At 67.4% G+C, this 18,570-nt stretch carries 22 protein-coding genes; 19 read left to right on the top strand and 3 right to left on the bottom strand.

All coding sequences use genetic code 11. The features are described 5' to 3' along the window. Complete coding sequence (locus ACIA49_RS10960; RefSeq protein WP_396376926.1) at nt 1-273, bottom strand: DUF4031 domain-containing protein; 273 nt, start codon at nt 271-273, stop codon at nt 1-3. Beyond that, nucleotides 270-974, bottom strand: coding sequence for a copper homeostasis protein CutC (locus tag ACIA49_RS10955; protein WP_396376925.1), 705 nt, complete (start codon nt 972-974; stop codon nt 270-272). The genes ACIA49_RS10960 and ACIA49_RS10955 overlap by 4 nt, the downstream gene beginning before the upstream one ends. 101 nt (nt 975-1,075) lie before the next feature. Between ACIA49_RS10955 and ACIA49_RS10950 the strand changes: the two genes are divergently transcribed. The 9 genes from ACIA49_RS10950 to ACIA49_RS10910 all read left to right on the top strand — a co-directional run bounded on the left by ACIA49_RS10950 (nt 1,076) and on the right by ACIA49_RS10910 (nt 6,508). Next, entirely contained in the window at nt 1,076-2,113 is a 1,038-nt protein-coding gene (locus tag ACIA49_RS10950; protein WP_396376924.1) for a LacI family DNA-binding transcriptional regulator, read from the top strand. A 13-nt stretch (nt 2,114-2,126) separates the two neighbouring features. Continuing rightward, complete coding sequence (locus ACIA49_RS10945; RefSeq protein WP_396376923.1) at nt 2,127-2,339, top strand: hypothetical protein; 213 nt, start codon at nt 2,127-2,129, stop codon at nt 2,337-2,339. Between the two features lie 38 nt (nt 2,340-2,377). Continuing rightward, nucleotides 2,378-2,722 (top strand): hypothetical protein, encoded by a 345-nt coding sequence (locus tag ACIA49_RS10940; RefSeq protein ID WP_132404359.1) that lies wholly within the window; start codon nt 2,378-2,380, stop codon nt 2,720-2,722. Nucleotides 2,723-2,811: 89 nt separating this feature from the next. Next, nucleotides 2,812-3,174 carry a hypothetical protein gene (locus tag ACIA49_RS10935; protein WP_396376922.1) on the top strand — a complete coding sequence of 121 codons (363 nt, stop codon included), beginning with the start codon at nt 2,812-2,814 and terminating at the stop codon, nt 3,172-3,174. Beyond that, complete coding sequence (locus ACIA49_RS10930) at nt 3,171-3,536, top strand: hypothetical protein (protein WP_396376921.1); 366 nt, start codon at nt 3,171-3,173, stop codon at nt 3,534-3,536. The genes ACIA49_RS10935 and ACIA49_RS10930 overlap by 4 nt, the downstream gene beginning before the upstream one ends. After that, nucleotides 3,533-5,041: a multicopper oxidase family protein gene (locus tag ACIA49_RS10925; protein ID WP_396376920.1), complete on the top strand. Its 1,509-nt coding sequence runs from the start codon at nt 3,533-3,535 to the stop codon at nt 5,039-5,041. The genes ACIA49_RS10930 and ACIA49_RS10925 overlap by 4 nt, the downstream gene beginning before the upstream one ends. A 70-nt stretch (nt 5,042-5,111) precedes the next feature. After that, complete coding sequence (locus tag ACIA49_RS10920; protein ID WP_391547032.1) at nt 5,112-5,450, top strand: ArsR/SmtB family transcription factor; 339 nt, start codon at nt 5,112-5,114, stop codon at nt 5,448-5,450. After that, nucleotides 5,447-5,914: an SRPBCC domain-containing protein gene (locus tag ACIA49_RS10915; RefSeq protein WP_396376919.1), complete on the top strand. Its 468-nt coding sequence runs from the start codon at nt 5,447-5,449 to the stop codon at nt 5,912-5,914. Before ACIA49_RS10920 ends, ACIA49_RS10915 begins: the two co-directional genes overlap by 4 nt. A gap of 3 nt (nt 5,915-5,917) precedes the next feature. Beyond that, nucleotides 5,918-6,508 carry a dihydrofolate reductase family protein gene (locus tag ACIA49_RS10910; RefSeq protein ID WP_396376918.1) on the top strand — a complete coding sequence of 197 codons (591 nt, stop codon included), beginning with the start codon at nt 5,918-5,920 and terminating at the stop codon, nt 6,506-6,508. Here ACIA49_RS10910 and ACIA49_RS10905 read toward each other — a convergent pair. Continuing rightward, the gene (locus ACIA49_RS10905) at nt 6,498-7,148 is read right to left on the bottom strand and encodes a peptidyl-tRNA hydrolase (RefSeq protein ID WP_396376917.1); all 651 of its coding nucleotides are present in this window, start codon (nt 7,146-7,148) and stop codon (nt 6,498-6,500) included. The genes ACIA49_RS10910 and ACIA49_RS10905 overlap by 11 nt on opposite strands. A gap of 33 nt (nt 7,149-7,181) precedes the next feature. Between ACIA49_RS10905 and ACIA49_RS10900 the strand changes: the two genes are divergently transcribed. From ACIA49_RS10900 to ACIA49_RS10855, 10 genes are all read left to right on the top strand, one after another. Then, a complete protein-coding gene (locus ACIA49_RS10900; protein ID WP_396376916.1) occupies nt 7,182-7,973 on the top strand; it encodes a thymidylate synthase in 792 nt (263 codons plus the stop codon). Further along, complete coding sequence (locus ACIA49_RS10895) at nt 7,970-8,425, top strand: dihydrofolate reductase (protein ID WP_396376915.1); 456 nt, start codon at nt 7,970-7,972, stop codon at nt 8,423-8,425. Before ACIA49_RS10900 ends, ACIA49_RS10895 begins: the two co-directional genes overlap by 4 nt. Nucleotides 8,426-8,551: 126 nt before the next feature. Next, nucleotides 8,552-9,832 carry a toxic anion resistance protein gene (locus ACIA49_RS10890; RefSeq protein WP_396376914.1) on the top strand — a complete coding sequence of 427 codons (1,281 nt, stop codon included), beginning with the start codon at nt 8,552-8,554 and terminating at the stop codon, nt 9,830-9,832. 27 nt (nt 9,833-9,859) lie between these two features. Continuing rightward, nucleotides 9,860-10,432: a hypothetical protein gene (locus ACIA49_RS10885; RefSeq protein WP_396376913.1), complete on the top strand. Its 573-nt coding sequence runs from the start codon at nt 9,860-9,862 to the stop codon at nt 10,430-10,432. After that, nucleotides 10,429-11,850 (top strand): AAA family ATPase, encoded by a 1,422-nt coding sequence (locus tag ACIA49_RS10880; RefSeq protein ID WP_396376912.1) that lies wholly within the window; start codon nt 10,429-10,431, stop codon nt 11,848-11,850. The genes ACIA49_RS10885 and ACIA49_RS10880 overlap by 4 nt, the downstream gene beginning before the upstream one ends. Continuing rightward, complete coding sequence (locus ACIA49_RS10875; RefSeq protein ID WP_396376911.1) at nt 11,847-13,169, top strand: hypothetical protein; 1,323 nt, start codon at nt 11,847-11,849, stop codon at nt 13,167-13,169. Before ACIA49_RS10880 ends, ACIA49_RS10875 begins: the two co-directional genes overlap by 4 nt. Next, nucleotides 13,166-14,110, top strand: a complete 945-nt coding sequence (locus tag ACIA49_RS10870) for a glutamate ABC transporter substrate-binding protein (protein WP_396376910.1) — start codon at nt 13,166-13,168, stop codon at nt 14,108-14,110. Before ACIA49_RS10875 ends, ACIA49_RS10870 begins: the two co-directional genes overlap by 4 nt. Further along, nucleotides 14,107-15,231: a hypothetical protein gene (locus ACIA49_RS10865; protein ID WP_396376909.1), complete on the top strand. Its 1,125-nt coding sequence runs from the start codon at nt 14,107-14,109 to the stop codon at nt 15,229-15,231. Before ACIA49_RS10870 ends, ACIA49_RS10865 begins: the two co-directional genes overlap by 4 nt. Next, nucleotides 15,228-17,507, top strand: coding sequence for a tetratricopeptide repeat protein (locus tag ACIA49_RS10860; protein ID WP_396376908.1), 2,280 nt, complete (start codon nt 15,228-15,230; stop codon nt 17,505-17,507). The genes ACIA49_RS10865 and ACIA49_RS10860 overlap by 4 nt, the downstream gene beginning before the upstream one ends. Further along, nucleotides 17,492-18,562, top strand: coding sequence for a PP2C family protein-serine/threonine phosphatase (locus ACIA49_RS10855; protein WP_396376907.1), 1,071 nt, complete (start codon nt 17,492-17,494; stop codon nt 18,560-18,562). The genes ACIA49_RS10860 and ACIA49_RS10855 overlap by 16 nt, the downstream gene beginning before the upstream one ends. Nucleotides 18,563-18,570 lie beyond the last annotated feature (8 nt).

The raw sequence follows: 18,570 nt of genomic DNA, 5'->3' as shown, positions 1-18,570 counted from the left end.
TCAACTGGTTGGGGGCTGTTGCCTTTTGCGGTGCCGGAGACCTGCGGCGGTGATGCGGCGGACCAGCTCACGACTGGACACCGGTACGGCGCCGGCGGCGACCAGGTCGTCGTACCGGTCACTGGGTACGTCGTAGTGGTCGCGATCGAATCCGCGCGCCGGAATGCCGGCCGCCTTGGCGAAGGCGTGCAGCTCCTCATGCGACTCGTCGCTGACCAGGTGCGACCAGACGCGGTTCCAGGCCGGCCAGGCGGGCGGGTCGATGAGGATCATCCGCGCGAGTCCTGGGCGTCGAGCAGGTTGCGCCAGGAACGGACGAAGCGCGAGTTCACGTAGGCCTTGGTCCACGAGCCGTCCTGGCGGACCGACGAGCCGACGTGGAAACGCCGTACGCCGGACTGGTACAGCCACGGCACGTGTTCGGGCTTGAGCGAGCCGCCGGCCATCATGACGCTGGCCACCGCCGGATCGGCCTTGGCCAGCTTGCAGAGGTCGTCCAACCCATGGCTGACGCCGAGCGACGACCCTGCGGTCAGCACACAGTCCAGACCGGACAGGGACCGCAGTGCACGCCACGCAGCCTCCTGCTCCAGTACGGCGTCGATCGCGCGATGGAACGTCCACGGCGTACCGGCGAACGTGCTGACCAGTGCAGCCACCGACTCGACGTCCACGACGTTGTCCGGCGTCAGGAAGCCCAGCACGAACCCGTCAGCACCAGCGGCGAGGTAGGCCTGCGCCTGCGCGGTCATCCGGTTCAGCTCGGCGCCGTTCGTGGTGAACGAGTCCGAGAGCCGCAGCATCACCCGCAACGGCAGGTCGGTCACCCGGCGGATCGCACTGACCGTCGACACCGACGGCGACAGCCCGTCGGCCTCCATCGACGCACACAGCTCCAGCCGGTCCGCCCCGCCCTCCTGCGCCGCCTCCGCATCCGCCGGATGCAGCGCGATCACCTCCAGCAACGAACCCATGCGGACATCATCCCAGCAAACCCCTGTTGCACTCGCACCAAAGCTTCTGTATCGTTTTTCTAGATCGATTTAGAAGAACGATTCAGAAGAGGGGTGCGGAGATGGCCGGGGTGACCTTGAAGACCGTGGCGAAGGCCGTGGGGGTGTCGCCGTCGACGGTGTCCAACGCCTACAACAAGCCCGACCAGCTGTCCGCCGCCCTGCGCGACCGGATCCTGGCCACCGCCCACGAGCTCGGCTACGCCGGACCGGACGCGTCCGCGCGGGCCCTGCGCAGCGGCAAGGCCGGGGCGATCGGAGTGCTCTTCACCGACAAGCTGTCGTACGCGTTCTCCGACCCGTTCGCGGTCGGCTTCCTGGCCGGACTGGCCGAGGTGGCCGAGGAGTTCCGCACCAGCCTGTTGCTCATGCCACTGGGCGCGGAGGACACCGCCGACAACAGCACTGCGGTCACACAGGCGGCGATCGACGCCGCAGCGATCTTCTGTGTACCCCATGGCCATCCAGCACTGGACATCCTGGCCGCACGCGGTCTGCCCGCAGCATCCACCGACCCTGGCACGTTCACTGACAGCTGGGTCGCCATCGACGAGGTGGCGGCGGCTGCGGGACTGGGTGAGCACCTGACCCGACTCGGGCACCGCGACGTCGTCGTACTGGTTGACAATGCTCAGGCCCCAGGCGGCCAGCCAGTGGAGATCGGGTTCGACGAGGTCTCCAGCGGCAACCCCACACTCCGGCTCGAGGGCCTACGGAAGGCGATGCCGGAGGCGCGCATCCGGGTCGTGTCCGGCGGTTACAACGCCTTCGACTCCGGAGTGGCCGGCGCCGGCTGGGTGCTGGACTCGCAGGACCGACCCACCGCGATCGTCGGACTGAGCGACGTACAGGCGCTTGGTGCGATGGAGGCGACACGGGTGCGCGGACTGGTCCCCGGACGGGACGTGACCATCACTGGCTTCGACGACATCCCAGCCGCCGCGCAGGCCGGGCTGACCACGATTCACCAGCCCATCAAGGACAAAGGGCGGATTCTCGGCCGACTGCTGCTCGACCCGGAGCACACCGAGCACCAGCTCCTGCTACCCACCGAACTCGTGGTCCGCGCAAGCAGCGGACCCGCACCGAAGACGAACTGAGAAAGGCGTCATCATGACTTACTTCATCGCCGGAAACACGGCCGTCGAGAACGCCCGCGCACTGTCGCAGTCCGCACTACCGAATGCCCCACAGGAGCCGTACGACGAGCCGCAGCACCGCACCGCGGCCCTCCGCTCTCGCATCGGCGCCGCTCTCCGATCCGTAGCCGCTCGCGAGCTGCGGCTGGCCGAGCGCCTTGACCCCAGTCCCGCTTGCGGCAGCTAGCTGGGGTTTGTCGGTGGCGTCTGGCACTCTGAAGGGCGATGAGTGAGCCAGGGGTACTACTGACGGCACGAGCCATGGTCCTGCACGACCTGGCCGCGCGAGGCTTCAACGACGCCGTCATGGTGACGGTGGTCGAGGACGCGGTGGCCGAGCGGCAGTGGTGGCTCGACCAGTGGCCGGACGGCGCCGAACACATCGCCGGACTGGTGGCGCAAGACGTCCAGGACCGCCTGGTCGACTCACGTATCCGCTGGCCGCGCTGTACCGCCTGCGACGACCTGAACGACCACGAGCTCCGCATCGAACCGGAGCTCGGCCCCGACCCGCACTGGGTCTGTGAGCGCGCCGGCATCACCGTCGCGCCGCTCGGCCACCTCACGTAACAAACTCCCGACCCCGACTTCCCAGGAGAGCTCTGTCCGGGTAATACCTGATTGCTCTACATGTAGCCAGACTACTATTGTCTGTCTACATGAAGTCGCTTGCCCTCCTCCGCCTGGTCGCGGTCCTGCACGCGGTCGCGATCTGCGTGCAGCCGATCGCGATCGGCATCTACCTGAACGGCTCCACCACCGGACTGCAGATCCATGAGCCGATGGGGCTCGCGCTCACGTCACTGGGGCTCACCCAGCTCGTCGTCGCCGTCATCTACTGGCGGTGCGGCGGGCGGGGCGTCGCACCGGTCGTCGCGCTGCTGATCCTGACCGCAGAGGTCGTGCAGGCCGCCATGGGCTACAGCAAGCAGCTGGCGATCCACATCCCGCTCGGCGTCGCTCTGATCGGCAGCACGATCGGCTTCGCCGTCTGGGCCTGCCGGCGGGCGGTGTCGGCATGAGATCCCTGTGGGCACTGCGGATCGTCCTGCTGCTGCACTGCGCCCTCATCTGCGCCCAGCCGATCCTGGCCGGCTACTTCCTGGCCGGTGAGGTCGACGCGATGAACATCCACGGGCCGATCGGCGGCAGCATCTGGATGCTCGGATTCCTCCAGATGTTCATTGCCGCCGTCTACTGGCTCCGCGGCGGTGGCCGCATCCAGCCAGTGCTGTGGTCGCTGGCACTCGTCGCGGCGGAGTTCGTCCAGCTCATCTTCGGCTACCTGCAGAACTTCGCCGTCCATGTCCCACTCGGTACGGCGATCGTCGGCACCGTCATCTGGATGACCGTCTGGTCATTCCGCCAGGAGGTCAAGCGGTGAAACTGTCACGGCGCACTCTGCTCGCAGCCACCGGAGCTGCCGTCACACTGTCGGGCTGCGGCCTGGACGCCTCCCCCGCCCAGTCCGGCGAACTCCTGCGCAGCAAGGCGAAACTCCCCCAGCCCTTCACCGTGCCGCTTCCGATTTCACCGGTGAAGAAACCCACCACCCCGGGCCGCTACCGCGTCGTACAGCGCAAGGCGAGCCTGGAGATCCTGCCCGGCCTCAAGACCGAGGTCCTCGGGTACGACGGCCTGTTCCCCGGCCCGACGTTTGACGTGCGGAGCGGCCAGACCACTGTGGTCGAGCAGGTGAATGAACTCGACGTACCGACTGCTCTACATCTCCACGGCGGTCACACGCCGGCTGCGAGTGACGGTTGGCCACTGGACCTCCTGATGCCAGCAGGGATGCAGCACGACCACTCCGGTCACCACGACATGAACATGCAGGGCGGTGTCATGACGATGGGGAGCCGCACGTACACGTATCCCAACACGCAGCGCGCGGCCACACTCTGGTACCACGACCACCGGATGGACTACACCGCACCACAGGTCTACCGCGGCCTGTTCGGACTGCATCTGATCCGCGACGAGGAAGAGGACCGGCTACCGCTGCCGCATGGTGATCGGGAGATCCCACTGGTGATTGCGGACCGCGCCTTCGCTGAGGACGGCTCGTTCCTCTACCCGGCAGCCAAGGACGGGCCAGGTGTCGAATCGGCTTATATGGAAGGCGTTGTGGCCGACGTGACGCTGGTGAACGGCGCACCGTGGCCAGTGCACGAGGTGGACGCGGCCCGGTACCGCCTGCGGATTCTGAACGCCGCCAACGCGCGACGCTACGAGCTGGCCTTCGACCGCGGTCCGGCGCAGTTCGTGCAGATCGGGAGTGACGGCGGGCTACTGGGTGCACCGGTCGAGCACGAGACGCTGGTGATCGCACCGGCCGAGCGATTCGACGTGATCGTGGACTTCTCACCGTACAAGCCGGGTGACGAAGTCACTGTGGTCAATCGGCTCGACAACAACGCGCCCGTACTGCGCTTCAAGGTCGCACGGCGGGCGAGTGACGACAGCAGCATCCCGGCGAGGCTGTCGACGTACCAGGCCATCGAGGCACCGACCGGTGTCGTCAGACGCCAGTGGCGCTTCCGCCGCGGCGATGCGGGCTCTCACCAGGGCTGGACGATCAACGGCAAGGCCTTCGACCCGGTGAACATGCAGGCGCAGGTGAAGCTCGGCCAGTACGAGATCTGGTCGTTCGTCACCGACGTGCACCACCCCGTGCACGTCCACCTCGCACCGTTCCAGGTCCTCAGCCGGCGCGGCCGCAACCCCGGCCCGTACGACGGTGGCTGGAAGGACACCGTCGACGTGAAGCCCGCCGAGATCGTGGAGGTGCTGGTCAAGTTCACCGCCCACAAAGGTAAGTACCTGATCCATTGCCACAACCTCGAACACGAGGACATGGCCATGATGGCCGCCTTCGAAACCATCTGAACCCTTGACGCGCGGCATCGCCGTTCCCTATATTCAACACATCGGTTGATCAAGGGAATGGTTGATAAAGATGTCGGTTGATGACGGGCAGCTCGACCGGGCCTTCGCCGCGCTCGGCGATCCGGTCCGGCGGGCGATGATCGCGCGGCTGTCGCGCGGTCCGGCCACGGTCAACGAGCTGGCCGAGCCGTTCCCGATCACCACCCAGGCGGTGTCGCGGCACATCCAGGTGCTCGAGGCCGCCGGCCTGATCACCCGGACGCGGGACGGCCAGCGTCGTCCCTGCCACCTGGTGCCGGCCGCCCTCGAGGCGCTGACCAGCTGGATCGACGAGTACCGGCTGGAGACCGAACGCCGCTTCCGCCGGATGGACGCGGTGCTCACCACGATCAAGGAGCAGGAGAAATGACCACCACCATCAACACCCCCGCCGGTACGCCGTTCGTCGAGGTCACTCGTGAGTTCGACGCCACGCCGGCCCAGCTGTTCAAGGTGATGACCGCCAAGGACCTGATCGGCGAATGGCTCGGCCCGCGCGAGCTCGAGGCCGTCATCGAGGAGTACGACGTCCGCGAGGGCGGCAAGTACCGCTACATCCACCGCAACGCCAACGCGGAGTTCGCGTTCCGCGGTGTCTTCCACAGCGTCGTCCAGGACGAGATGGTCATCCAGACCTTCGAGTGGGAAGGCGCACCGGGCCAGGTGTGCATCGAGAAAGTGACACTGGAGCCCACCGCGACCGGAGTGCTGCTCCGCCAGCAGTCCGTGTTCCCGTCCGTCGAGGCCCGTGACCAGTCCATCGAGTACGGCATGGCCAACGGCATCGAGGACTCGATGAACCGCCTCGCCGAGCTCGTCGCCAAGGAGGCCTGACAAATGGGCAAGGTCATCGCAGCCGCAGCAGTGTCGCTGGACGGGTTCGTCGCGGACACCGACGACGCGGTCGGGCCGCTGTTCGACTGGTACAACAACGGGCCGGTCGAGCTCTACGGCACCGACCAGGGCCGCCCCTTCCACCTCACCCAGGCCAGCGCCGACTACCTGTCAGAGAGCTGGTCCGCCATCCGCTCCTGCGTGATCGGCCGCCGCCTCTTCGACCTCACCAACGGCTGGAGCGGAGTCCCCTCCGTCGGCGACCACGTCTTCGTCGTCACCCACAAGCCCCCGACGGACTGGCCCTTCCCCGACGCCCCCTTCACGTTCGTGAACGGCATCGAAGAAACCATCGCCCAGGCCAAAGCCCACGCCGGCGACCACGACGTCGTCCTCCAAGGCAGCAACATCACCGGCGAAGCCCTCGCCGCCAACCTGGTCGACGAGATCGCCTACAGCCTCGTCCCCGTCGTCTTCGGCACCGGCCGCAAGTTCTTCGGCGACTACGTAGGCCCCCAGGTACTCCTCGACAACCCCCGCGTAGTCCAAGGCGACCGAGTAACCCACCTCCACTACAAGGTCATCAAGTCCTGAGCTGAGGGTGTTCGGCGATTACTGTGCGGGAGCCGGGTTCTATTTCGGTGAAGCCGGCGTCCTGGATGACGGGGAAGTCGGTCTGGAGCAGCTGGGCCCAGTGGGCTGGGGTGGCTTTGCGGACGGCTAGGGGGAAGTTGGCGGCGGCCCACTCTTTGCGGTGGGGTGCGGAGAGGGCCAGCCAGGCCAGGTGGGCGCCGTGGCCTACTTGGGCCATCGTCTTGCCGCTGGACATGCCCAGGGTGGGGTTGATCCAGAGGACCGGGGTGTTGGGGTGTGGGACGCGTGGGGGCTCGGGGTCCTCGAAGTCGGTGCCGGTGACCTGGAGTTTGGCGAGGTCCTTGGGTACGTCGTCCAGGGGGACGGGCGGGAAGACTCTGACCTCGGCGGTGCCGTGGGTGACGGTGATGCCGGGGAGAGCTTCGGCACGACGCCACTCGGCGCCACGGGCGCGGCGGACGACCTTGCGGATGCGGTGGTCCTGCCAGGCGGCCATGGCGGTCGCCCACTCGCCTTCGCCGGTGGATCGGTCGTCGGCGAGGATCGCCAGTACGGCGGTCGCTGCGGCCTCCAGAGCGTCGGTCTGGTGCGGACGGGCGTTCTTCTCGACGCGAATGACCAGAGTCAGTACGTGCTCCACAGACGCGAGTCTGTCAGGGGGTAGGTTGGCCGCATGCAGCAGTACCTCGATCTTCTCAAGCATGTGCTGGACAACGGGGCTGAGAAGGGGGACCGCACGGGAACGGGCACGCTGAGCGTGTTCGGGTACCAGTCGCGGTACGACCTCACCGAAGGCTTCCCGGCCGTCACCACCAAGAAGCTGCACCTGCGGTCGGTGTTCGGGGAGCTGATCTGGTTCCTCAGTGGCTCGACGAACATCAAGTGGCTGCACGAGAACAACATCAAGATCTGGGACGAGTGGGCCGACGCGGACGGCGAACTGGGTCCCGTCTACGGCTACCAGTGGCGCTCCTGGCCGACTCCGGACGGCCGGCAGGTCGACCAGATCGCCGGACTGATCGAGGGCATCAAGAAGAACCCGGACTCGCGTCGGCACATCGTCAACGCGTGGAACGTCGCGGACGTCGACGACATGGCGCTGCCGCCCTGTCACACGATGTTCCAGTTCTACGTGGCGGACGGTCGACTGTCCTGCCAGCTGTACCAGCGCTCGGCCGACATCTTCCTCGGGGTGCCGTTCAACATCGCGTCGTACGCGCTGCTCACCCACATGGTCGCCCAGCAGACCGGACTGGAAGTCGGCGACTTCGTCCACACCCTCGGCGACGCGCACCTGTACCTGAACCACCTCGAACAGGCCCGCCTGCAGCTCACCCGAGAGCCCCGCCCGCTCCCGACCCTCCAGCTCGCCCAGCGCGACTCGATCGACTCCTACGAGATCGCCGACATCGAGCTGATCGGCTACGACCCACACCCGGGCATCAAAGCCCCCATTGCCGTATGACGGTCATCCTCATCGCTGCGGTCGGGGCGAATGGTGTTATCGGGCGTGACAACGACCTGCCGTGGCGTATCCGGGAGGACCTGCAGCACTTCAAGCAGCTGACCCTCGGCCACACCCTGGTGATGGGCCGGAAGACCTATGACTCGATCGGCCGCCCACTCCCCGGCCGTCGTACCGTCGTGGTCACCCGCCAGCCGGACTGGTCGGCCGACGGCGTACAGGTCGTGCACACCCTCGAAGAGGCGCTCAAGCAGGACGGTGACGTCTACGTCGCTGGTGGCGGCGAGATCTACCGCCAAGCCCTCCCGTACGCCGATCGCCTCGAACTGACCGAGGTGGACCAGTCCCCCGCCGGTGACGTCACCTTCCCGGCCTTCGACCGCTCGGACTGGACCGAAACCACCCGCGACCCCCGCGACGGTTTCACCTTCGTCAGCTACCAGCGTCGCTGAGCAGGCAACGACTACACAACGACACCACCAAGTCGACCGGGAACCGCGTAGATTGTGTGCGCGTCACGGAGGTGACAGCACGCGAGCGTGGGGGATGCTCGCGCAGGCCACCGGAGGGGAACGACGATGACCGAAGCCGATAACACCGCCGGAGCAGCAGGAACCGGCCAGAGTGCGGCGGCCGCGCAGCCGGCGATGTCGCCGCTGCAGCCGCCGACCGCGACCGCACCGGGACTGATACTGACCGCGCCAGCGCCATCACAGGCAGTAGCGACCACGGCCGCTCCGAGCCTGGCTCCGGCTGTCGACGCGGCCGCACTGCCTGGGTTGGACGCGAAGGTGGACACCTTCCTCACTGCGCTGATGGTGGCTGAGCCCCGGTCGCCGGAGTTCGCGGCCAAGGCCAGTGACGTGCGCAGCATGGGTGACATCGACATCCGCAACGCTGCCGAGAGTTCGAACCGGTTGCTGCAGCAGCCGGTCAAGGCACTGCAGAGCGGTGGCCTGTCCGAGGGGTCGACGGTCGGCAAGACGCTGCTCGACCTGCGCCGTACCGTCGAGGACCTGGACCCGAAGGGCGCCACCGGGACGCGCAAGCTGCTCGGGATGATCCCGTTCGGCGACAAGATCGAGGACTACTTCCGCAAGTACCAGAGCGCGCAGACGCACCTCGAGGGCATCCTGCACTCGCTGCGGAACGGCCAGGACGAACTCGGCAAGGACAACGCCGCGCTGAACCTGGAGAAGCAGAACCTCTGGGACGCCATGACCCGGCTGAACCAGTACGTGTACGTCGCCGAGCGGCTGGACGCACGGCTGTCCGCTGCGATCGCAGAGCTCGAGGCGACCAACCCGGACAAGGCGAAGGCGTTCCGCGAGGACGTGCTGTTCTACGTGCGGCAGAAGCACCAGGACCTGCTCACCCAGCTCGCCGTGTCGATCCAGAACTACCTGGCCATCGACATCGTGATCAAGAACAACATCGAGCTGATCAAGGGTGTCGACCGGGCCTCCACCACCACCGTCTCGGCTCTCCGTACGGCGGTCATCGTGGCGCAGGCGCTGGGCAACCAGAAGCTCGTGCTGGACCAGATCACCGCGCTGAACACCACCACCAGCGGCATGATCGAGCGCACCTCACAGATGCTGCGGGACAACTCGGTCGCGATCCAGCAGCAGGCCGCGTCGGCCACCATCGGGCTGCCGCAGCTGCAGGCCGCGTTCGCGAACATCTACGCGACCATGGACGCGATCGACACGTTCAAGTCCGAGGCACTCGACAACATGGCGGCCACGATCGGCACGCTGGAGTCCGAGGTGACCAAGTCCCGCAGCTATCTGGACCGGGTCGCCGGACAGAACCAGCAGGTCGTCCAGGGCAGCCTCGACATCAACATCGGTCGCTGACCTACACACTGCTAGCGGGGGACTTGCATGGCTCTGGGTGACTTCTTTGCGCGGCTGACCGGCCGGCAGCAAGAGCCCGAGCCTGCCCCGGGACCCCGTGCACCGACGAACGACGACCTGCTCGCAGCGCTCGTCCGGGTCGAGCAGTTGATCGCGGAGGGCGCCGTACCGGCTGTCGTGGCGTCTCGGGTCAACAGAGTGGTGCGGATCGTCCGGGAGACCATCCCGCGGCTCGGCAACCTGGCGGGCAGTGCGCAGGCGTACTCGGTGATGGCGACGGCGACCGACTACCTGCCGGAGGCCATCGGCGGGTACCTGCGGTTGCCACGCCAGTGGGCCGACACCCGGCCGGTGGACCGCGGCAAGACCTCACTGATGATCCTGATCGACCAGCTGGACCTCTTGGGCGCAACGATGGACAAGGTGTTCGACGCGGTGAACCGGGCGGACGCGGCCGCACTGATCGCGCATGGCCGGTTCCTGCAGGAGAAGTTCGGCACTGGTTCCACCGGTGGAGGCTTGGCCCTTGGTCCGACCACATCGACGCCACCACCCGACACGGGACCACTACAACCACCACCAGGACGAGGGGGAGCATGAGCGGCGAGGGGGGATTGTCACTGCAGCAGGCGTTGGCCGCGCTGCTGGAGGTCGCCGTACGTGCCGGTGTCGACGAGAACCGCGCCCGTACCGAGGCGCTGTCACTCGCGGCAGCCCTGGCGGAGTCAGCCCCGGGTGCACCAGCGGACTGGGCCACGGTCTTTCCCGGTGCGACCACACAGGACTTCTTCGACGCCGCAGTCCGCGGACGACGCTGGCGCGGCGCACCAACCGCCGTACTGACTGAACTGGTCACCGCTGGGTCGCCAGAGAAGATCCCGTACGCCGAGGCGCTGGCTGAGCTCGCTTCTGCCTCCTGCACCCTGGGTGAGCCGACTATGCGCGTTGTCGGCAACGCATCGGTGGCCGCTGCGGCACAGCTGCAGGCAGCCGGCGCGCGACCGCTCCAGGTGGTGTCCACACCTCCTCCCGCGGTTGCACCGGTCGGCAAGGACGAGACGGTCGGAGACAAGCCACTCAAGCCAGAGGCGCCGGCCAAGACCGTCGACGAGTTGCTGGCCGAACTGGACGAGCTCACCGGCCTTGAGCGGGTCAAGCGCGAGGTGCACCGACAGGTCGCCGTACTGCGAGTGGAGAAGCTGCGGACCGAGGCAGGGCTGAAGAGCCCGACCATTACGCGGCACCTGGTCTTCGTGGGCAATCCGGGGACCGGCAAGACCACTGTGGCCCGGCTGGTCAGTGGGATCTACAAAGCGCTCGGACTGCTGTCCAAGGGACAGCTGGTCGAGGTCGACCGCTCTGAGCTCGTCGCCGGGTACCTGGGCCAGACCGCGACCAAGACCGCTGAGGTGGTCGCATCCGCGGCCGGCGGAGTGCTGTTCATCGACGAGGCGTACAGCCTGACCGCAGGTGACCTGGGCGCCGACCAGTACGGGCGTGAGGCCGTGGACACGCTGGTCAAGGAGATGGAGGACCGGCGCGACGACCTGGTCGTCATCGTTGCCGGATACCCCGAACCGATGGCGGTCTTCATCGCTGCCAACCCCGGACTGGCCAGCCGGTTCCGCACCACGATCGCCTTCGACGACTACAGCGACGAAGAGCTCACCGACATCCTCACCGGTCTCACCGAAGGCGCCGACTACGAGCTGGTGCCGGAGGCCCTGGACAGGTTCCGGGAGATCCTCGCCGAGACTCCGCGCGGCCAGTCCTTCGGCAACGGCCGCTTCGCCCGCAACACGCTCGAAGCCGCCATCGGCCGGCACGCCTGGCGACTTCGCGACGTGACGGCACCCACCACCGACCAGCTGCGTCAGATCCTCGCCGAGGACCTCAGCGACGATCCCCCAGCACCGGAAGATCCAGCACCGGAAGATCCAGCGTCCGAAAAACCGGAGACGGGCGTCGGCGAGTCTTCGGACGTTACGGATGTTCACGAGCAAGGAGTTGAGGCGTGACCCAGACCCAGAGTGCGCCACCCGCGACCTGGTCGCCGCCGACGCCACAGCAGCTCGCAGCGCTCCAACAACCCGGTACGCCGGCCCCGCGCGGCGCCGTGGCCCAGTGGTTCGAGGGCACTCCCGGGCGGATGCGTGCCTACCTGGTGCTCGCGGCCGCCATCAGCGTCGTCTTCGGGCTCTGTGCAGCGCAGGGCTTCAACCAGTCCGACGGTGCGTTGCAGCGTGCGGAAGCGAACGCGGCTCAGCTGGTGCGGATCCAGGCGATCCACACCAACCTAGTGAGCGCCAACGCGGACGCGACCAACGCCTTCCTGGTCGGCGGCCTCGAGCCGGCCGACCAGCGCCAGCACTTCACCGACTCAATGGCGTCGGCGGCTCGTCTCGTAGCTGAGGCCGCCAGCGCCCAGCCGGCCGACCGGGACGCACTGGGTCAGCTCAACACGACCCTGGTGACCTACCAAGGTCTGATCGAGCAGGCGCGAGCCAACAACCGGCAGGGACTGCCCATCGGCTCGCAGTACCTGCGCGACGCCAACGCGACGCTGCAGAACGACTCCCTGCCTTTGGTGAAGGCCCTGGTCGCCGCCAACGAGAAGCGCGTCGACACCGAGTTCGGCGGCGTCGGTGACGGCGCCTGGTGGGTCTTCCTCGGCGGACTGGTCGCACTGTTCGTCCTGTTCATCACCCTGCGCTGGCTAGCCCGCCGTACCCACCGCTACATCAACATCCCGATCGTGATCGGCGCAGTCGTCGTACTGCTGACCACCCTGATCGGTGGGTTCGCACTGCTCGCCGCGTCTGGTCACGCGACCGACGCGCGACGCGGCAACTACGACTCGACGCTGGCGCTGTCGCGCGCCCGCATCGCGGCGTACGACGCCCGCTCCAACGAGAGCCTCACGCTGATCGCCCGCGGCTCCGGCGACGCGTACGACACGGCGTACAACGAGTCGGCCGCCACAGTCGACGAGCAGCTACGCAAGGTCTCCGGCGTGGACGCGTCCCTCACCTCGCAATGGGAGAGCTACAAGGAGGTGCACTCCTTGATCCGCGACCAGGACAAGGGCGGTAAGTGGGACACCGCCGTAGGCGTGGCTGTGGGCCGGAGCAGCGGCACCAACTCGGTGACGACGTTCAATGCCTTCGACAACAACTCGGCCGATCACCTGAAGGCGACGAGCGAAGGTGTCAGCACCCAACTGAAGAGTGCCCGTGACGGCCTGCCTCCGATCGGGTGGCTGGGCCTACCGATCGGCATCCTTGCCGCACTGCTGGTTGCCTGGGGGATGTCGCAGCGACTGGGGGAATACCGATGAAGAAGTTGATCGCCGCGTCCGTCGCGGTGCTGATGACAGTCACCGCCTGCAGCTCCGGCGCGTACGACGCGACCGAGCTCCCCCCGAAGGTCCAGCCGAAAGAACAGCCCGCCGCTCCCCCGGCCACGCAGCCGAACTGCGGTAACCCGCTGGCATCCTTCGCGCCTGAGGACATCCGGCCTACCAGTCACATCCTCGACAAGATCAAAGCTCGCGATCGGCTGATCGCCGGGGTTTCCGCGGACAGCCTGCACCTGGGCGCGCGGAACCCGATCTCGGGTGAGATCGAGGGCTTCGACATCGACATGGTGAAGGCAGTCGCCGCCGCGATCTTCGGCACCGACAAGGGACATCTCGAACTGCGGGTGATCTCCAGCCCACAACGGATCCCGGTGCTGCAGAAGGAAGAGGTCGACATCGTCGCGCGCAACATGACGATCAACTGCTCACGCTGGAAGGACATCTCGTTCTCGGCCGAGTACTACCGCTCGGGTCAGAAGACACTGGTCGCGCTGGACGAGAAGGCGACGAGCGTGAAGCAGCTGAACGGGAAGACGATCTGTGCACCGGCCGGATCGACCAGCCTGGACAACCTGAAGAAGGAGAATCCGAACGTCATCCCGGTCACTGCGGACACCGACACGGGCTGCCTCGTGTTGTTCCAGTCGGGCAAGGCGGACGGGATCAGCGGAGACGACACCGTGCTCGCGGGCGACGCGGCCCAGGACCCTTACGCGAAGGTGCTGTCCGAGCGGTTCAGCGACGAGCCGTACGGGCTGGGGATGCCGAAGAGCGATCCCAATTTCGTGCGCTTCGTGAACCAGGCTCTGCAGGAGATGAAGACTGACGGTCGCTGGATGGCGTCGTACAACAAGTGGCTCGGTCCTGACCTCGGGAAGCTGGCGAGTCCCCCGGCTCCGGTGTACGGGCGAACTCCATGACGGTTCGGACGCCTACTGCGGCGGCGCCGGCGCCGCCGGGGCGGATGGGGAGCAGCGTTCCGGCGTCGGAACTGCTGTCGTTCCTTGGTGCGTTGGGGACTTGGCGGGATCGGCGCAAGGCCGAGCTGGAGGAGTTGGACCAGGCCGCCTTGCATGCGCCGGATGCCGATGCGTTGAGTGCGGATGTCGTGCTCAGTATGGCGGTCTGGAAGGCGGTTTCGGATCGCTACGAATTGATCCTCGTCACGTGGGATTCGGGGCGGGTCGGGCAGACCGAGACCGAGCGGATCTCGACGCTGATCTGGGGCGGGCTGGATACCGGCAGTGCCGGTGGGTCGCTCGCGGTTTCGTTGCCTGAGGCATGCAAATTGTCGGACGCGCTGGCGTCGAGTCTGCGCGCCAAGCTCGCGCTCGAGCCCGGCGATGCCGACCGGGCCGCCAAGCTGCGGCAGTTGCGCGCCCAGGTCGAGCGGATCGCTGACCTGGTGAAGCTGGAGCCGGCCGGTGTCCGTAACGCGGCGTTGGCGGAGCACCACGATCTTGACCGCCGGCTGACAGACCTTGCCGACCGCAACAAGCGTGGTGCGGACATCGGCGGCCTGATCGGTCCGTTCGAGATCGACGCCGCTCGTGCCGAGCGCGACCTGATCGTCGGTGCGGCCACCCGCAAGGAGCGCGCGGCCGATGTGGCGCGCGCCCGGACGCTGCGGAGTGACCTGGAGGCTCAGGGCACCGCGGTGCGAGCACTGGCTGACAAGGCGGTTGCTGCGGTGACGCCCGCCCCGCGGCTCGCCGTACCGGATGTGACTGCGCTTGGACCGGTACCGAACACCCCGGCTGAGCTGGAGAAGTACCTGACGCGGCTGGACGCCGTACGGCGGGCGCTCGGGCAGGCGCAGACTGCGTACGCCGCGGCTGTGGCCCGGCGGGACGAGTTGGCGGCGCTGCTTGACGCGTATCAGGTGAAGTCGGGGCGAGTGGCCCCGAACAACGAAGACCTTGCCGAGTTGTACCGGCGTGGCCGTGCAGTGATGGAGTCGGAGCCGGTGGACACAGTCCGGCTCGCTGCGCTCGTCACGGCGTACCAGGCCTACCTGGAGAGCACAGGAGGGACCAGATGACGACCATCGCCTGCCAGGAGCCCGGTTGTACGGGCACCATTGTGGACGGCTACTGCGACGTGTGCGGCACCCCTGCACCGGCTGGCGCGGTGAGCCCGTCGGCGGTCGCCGGAGCCCCTGACGTGGTCGCACCGGACCAGCCGGACCCAGACCCGATCAGTACGCCGTCAACCGTGTCCCGCGCGTCCAACCGGCTCGCGTCCACTCCGCTCGGCTCTGCGCGCGCTGCGCAGGCAGGGTCCAAGCTGACGCGCCGGTTGGGTACGTCGTCCACCCGGCTGCGCGGTGCGCGGCTGGGCGCCGGTCTGACCCACGTACCGACGATTCCGGCGATCGACGCGAGCAAGGCGATCCTGGCGAACCCGATGGTGCCGGAGGACCGCCGGAACTGCCCCAGCTGTGGCAACCCGGTCGGCCGGTCGCGTGACGGTCAGCCGGGCCGCACCGAGGGCTTCTGCCCGAAGTGCCGCAACCCCTTCTCGTTCTCACCGAAGCTGAAGGACGGCAACCTGGTCGGCGGCCAGTACCTGGTCAAGGGCTGTCTGGCGCACGGTGGCTTCGGCTGGATCTACATGGCCCAGGACCAGAACGTCTCGAACCGCTGGGTCGTCCTGAAGGGCCTGCTCAACTCTGAGGACCCGGACGCCGTCGCGGCCGCGATCGCCGAGCAGCAGTTCCTGGCCCGCGTAGAGCACCCACTGATCGTCGAGATCTACAACTTCGTCACCCACGACGGCGCCGGCTACATCGTCATGGAGTACGTCGGTGGCACATCACTGAAGACGCTGCTCAAGCAGCGGATGGCTGCCAACAACAACGTGTACGACGCGCTGCCGATCGACCAGGCGATCGCCTACATGCTGGAGATCCTGCCCGCGTTCTCGTACCTGCACGACCTCGGCCTGGTCTACTGCGACTTCAAGCCGGACAACATCATCCAGGTCGGTGACGCGGTCAAGCTGATCGACCTCGGTGGTGTCCGGCGGATCGACGACATGGACTCGGCCATCTACGGAACGGTCGGTTTCCAGGCACCTGAGGTGGCTGAGGTCGGCCCGTCGATCGCCTCGGACATCTACACGCTCGGCCGGACGCTGTGTGTGCTGGCGATGGAGTTCCGCGGGTACCAGTCCCGCTACGTCACCTCACTGCCGCCGGTCGGCGAGGTGCCGCTGTTCCAGAAGTACGACTCGGTCTATCGCCTGCTGCTCAAGGCCTGCGCCAAGGACCCGGCGGACCGCTTCCAGACCGCTGACGAGTTCCGCGTGCAGCTCCTCGGCGTACTGCGTGAGGTCGTGGCCGACAAGCAGGGCGTCAAGGCTGCACAGCACTCCGCCTCCTCACTGCTCTTCGGTACGCCGGGCGACAAGTCCGTCGGACTGGGTGATGCGGCCGCACCGTGGCAGCGGCTGCCCTCGCTGATCTCGGACGACAGCGACAAGATGGCCAGCTGGCTGAAGACCGTCAGCGTGCCGGATGCGACCAAGCGACTCGAGCTGCTGGTGGACGCCCCCGAGCCGTCGCCGCAGATCCTGCTGGAGATCGCCGAGACGTCTCTCGAGGTGGGTCCCGAGCGCTACGACATGGTCGACACTGCGGTGTCCGATCTGCTCGCCGAGGACCCGTGGGAGTGGCGGGCCGTCTGGATGGCCGGACTGGTCGCGCTGGCCCGGGGTGACGCGGCTGCTGCCCAGTCCGCGTTCAACGCTGTCTACGGCCAGGTGCCGGGTGAGCTGGGACCCAAGCTCGCGCTGGCGATCGCCTGTGAGATGAGCGGCGAGTTCGACGTTGCCGAAGGCCTCTACCAGACCTGCGCGAGTACGGACGCCAACTACATCGCTCCGTCCGCCTTCGGGCTGGCGGACATCCGGACCAAGCGCAACGACCTGGACGGCGCCCTGGCCGCACTGGACCTGGTACCGCGAACCAGCGGCGCGTATGTGCGTGCTCGTCGTCAGCGAGCCGGTCTGCTGGCAGGATCGGGGCGTGGCCTGGATGCGCTCGCTCAGGCGATGGACAGCATCGAGTCGCTGACCATCGACCCGGTCGACCGGGCCAACCTGGCGGCGGACGTGTTCCGGGCCGCACTGGACGAGGTACGGCAGTCCGGTCCGCAGGCAGGTCTGCGGATCGACGGCCGGGAGGCGACCGAGCCGGCCCTGCGGGACGGGCTCGAAGCCACCTACCGGCACCTGGCCGCCCAGGCCGAGAGCCGGCCGGAACGGATCGCCCTGGTCGACCTGGCCAACGAGGTTCGAGGATGGACGTTGCGATGACGAGTACGACCGACACGGTCTGCCCCAGCTGTGGTGGCCATGTGTCCGAGGCCGACCGCTTCTGCGAGGCCTGTGGCACCGAGCTCAACCCCGGCACCGCCAGTACGACGACTCCGAACTCACCGGCGCTGGACACCGACACCGAGCCGACCGTCGAGATCAACGGCCTGCCACCGGTAGGCCCCTGTACGTCGTGCGGTGGCACCGTCGGCGCGGACGGGTACTGCGAGACCTGCGGTACCAAGGCAGCCAAGCCACGTGACCACTACAGCGAGCAGCCGGCGCCGTGGGTGGCTGGTGTATGTGACCGGGGTATCCGCCACAGCCGCAACGAGGACTCGATGGCGATCGCAGCCGACGCCGAGCCGGGCAGTCGGGCACTACTGGTCGTGTGTGACGGCGTCAGCTCGTCACTCGACTCGGACGTGGCCTCACTCGCTGCAGCCCGCGCCGCGCGCGACGTACTGACTGCTGGACATGCACAGGGCATCGGCACCGAGTCGTCGCGCAGCGGTGCGATCGTGGCCCGGCTGAACGCTGCGGCGGATGCCGCGAGTGACGCCGTACTGGAGAGCACTAGCCCTGACAGCCCCAATCCGGCGTCCTGCACGTTCGTGGCCGCCGTACTGGAGAACGGGCTGCTCGTTGCGGGCAACGTCGGTGACAGCCGGGCGTACTGGTTCCCGGACGCGTCAGAGGCCGTCGCACTCACGGTGGACGACTCCTGGGCGGCTGAGCTGATCGCGACCGGCATCTCCCGGCAGGAGGCCGAGTCCGGTCCGCACGCGCATGCGATCACCCGCTGGCTCGGCAAGGACGCTCCCGACCACACACCCCGTACGACGACTGTCCGGGTCAACGAGCCGGGCTGGGTCCTGGTCTGCTCGGACGGATTGTGGAACTACTGCTCCGAGGCGGCACCGTTGGCCGACCTCGTCCGTCAGACCGCTGCGGCCCACGGTGGCGAACCGCTCGCCACGGCATCCGCACTGGTCGACTGGGCGAACGCCCAGGGCGGCCAGGACAACATCACCGTCACGCTCGCGCGTGTTTAAGGGGAGGA

This window comes from Kribbella sp. NPDC051587, assembly GCF_044453945.1.
Classification (GTDB): domain Bacteria; phylum Actinomycetota; class Actinomycetes; order Propionibacteriales; family Kribbellaceae; genus Kribbella.
This window is presented reverse-complemented; position numbering and strand designations above follow the sequence as displayed.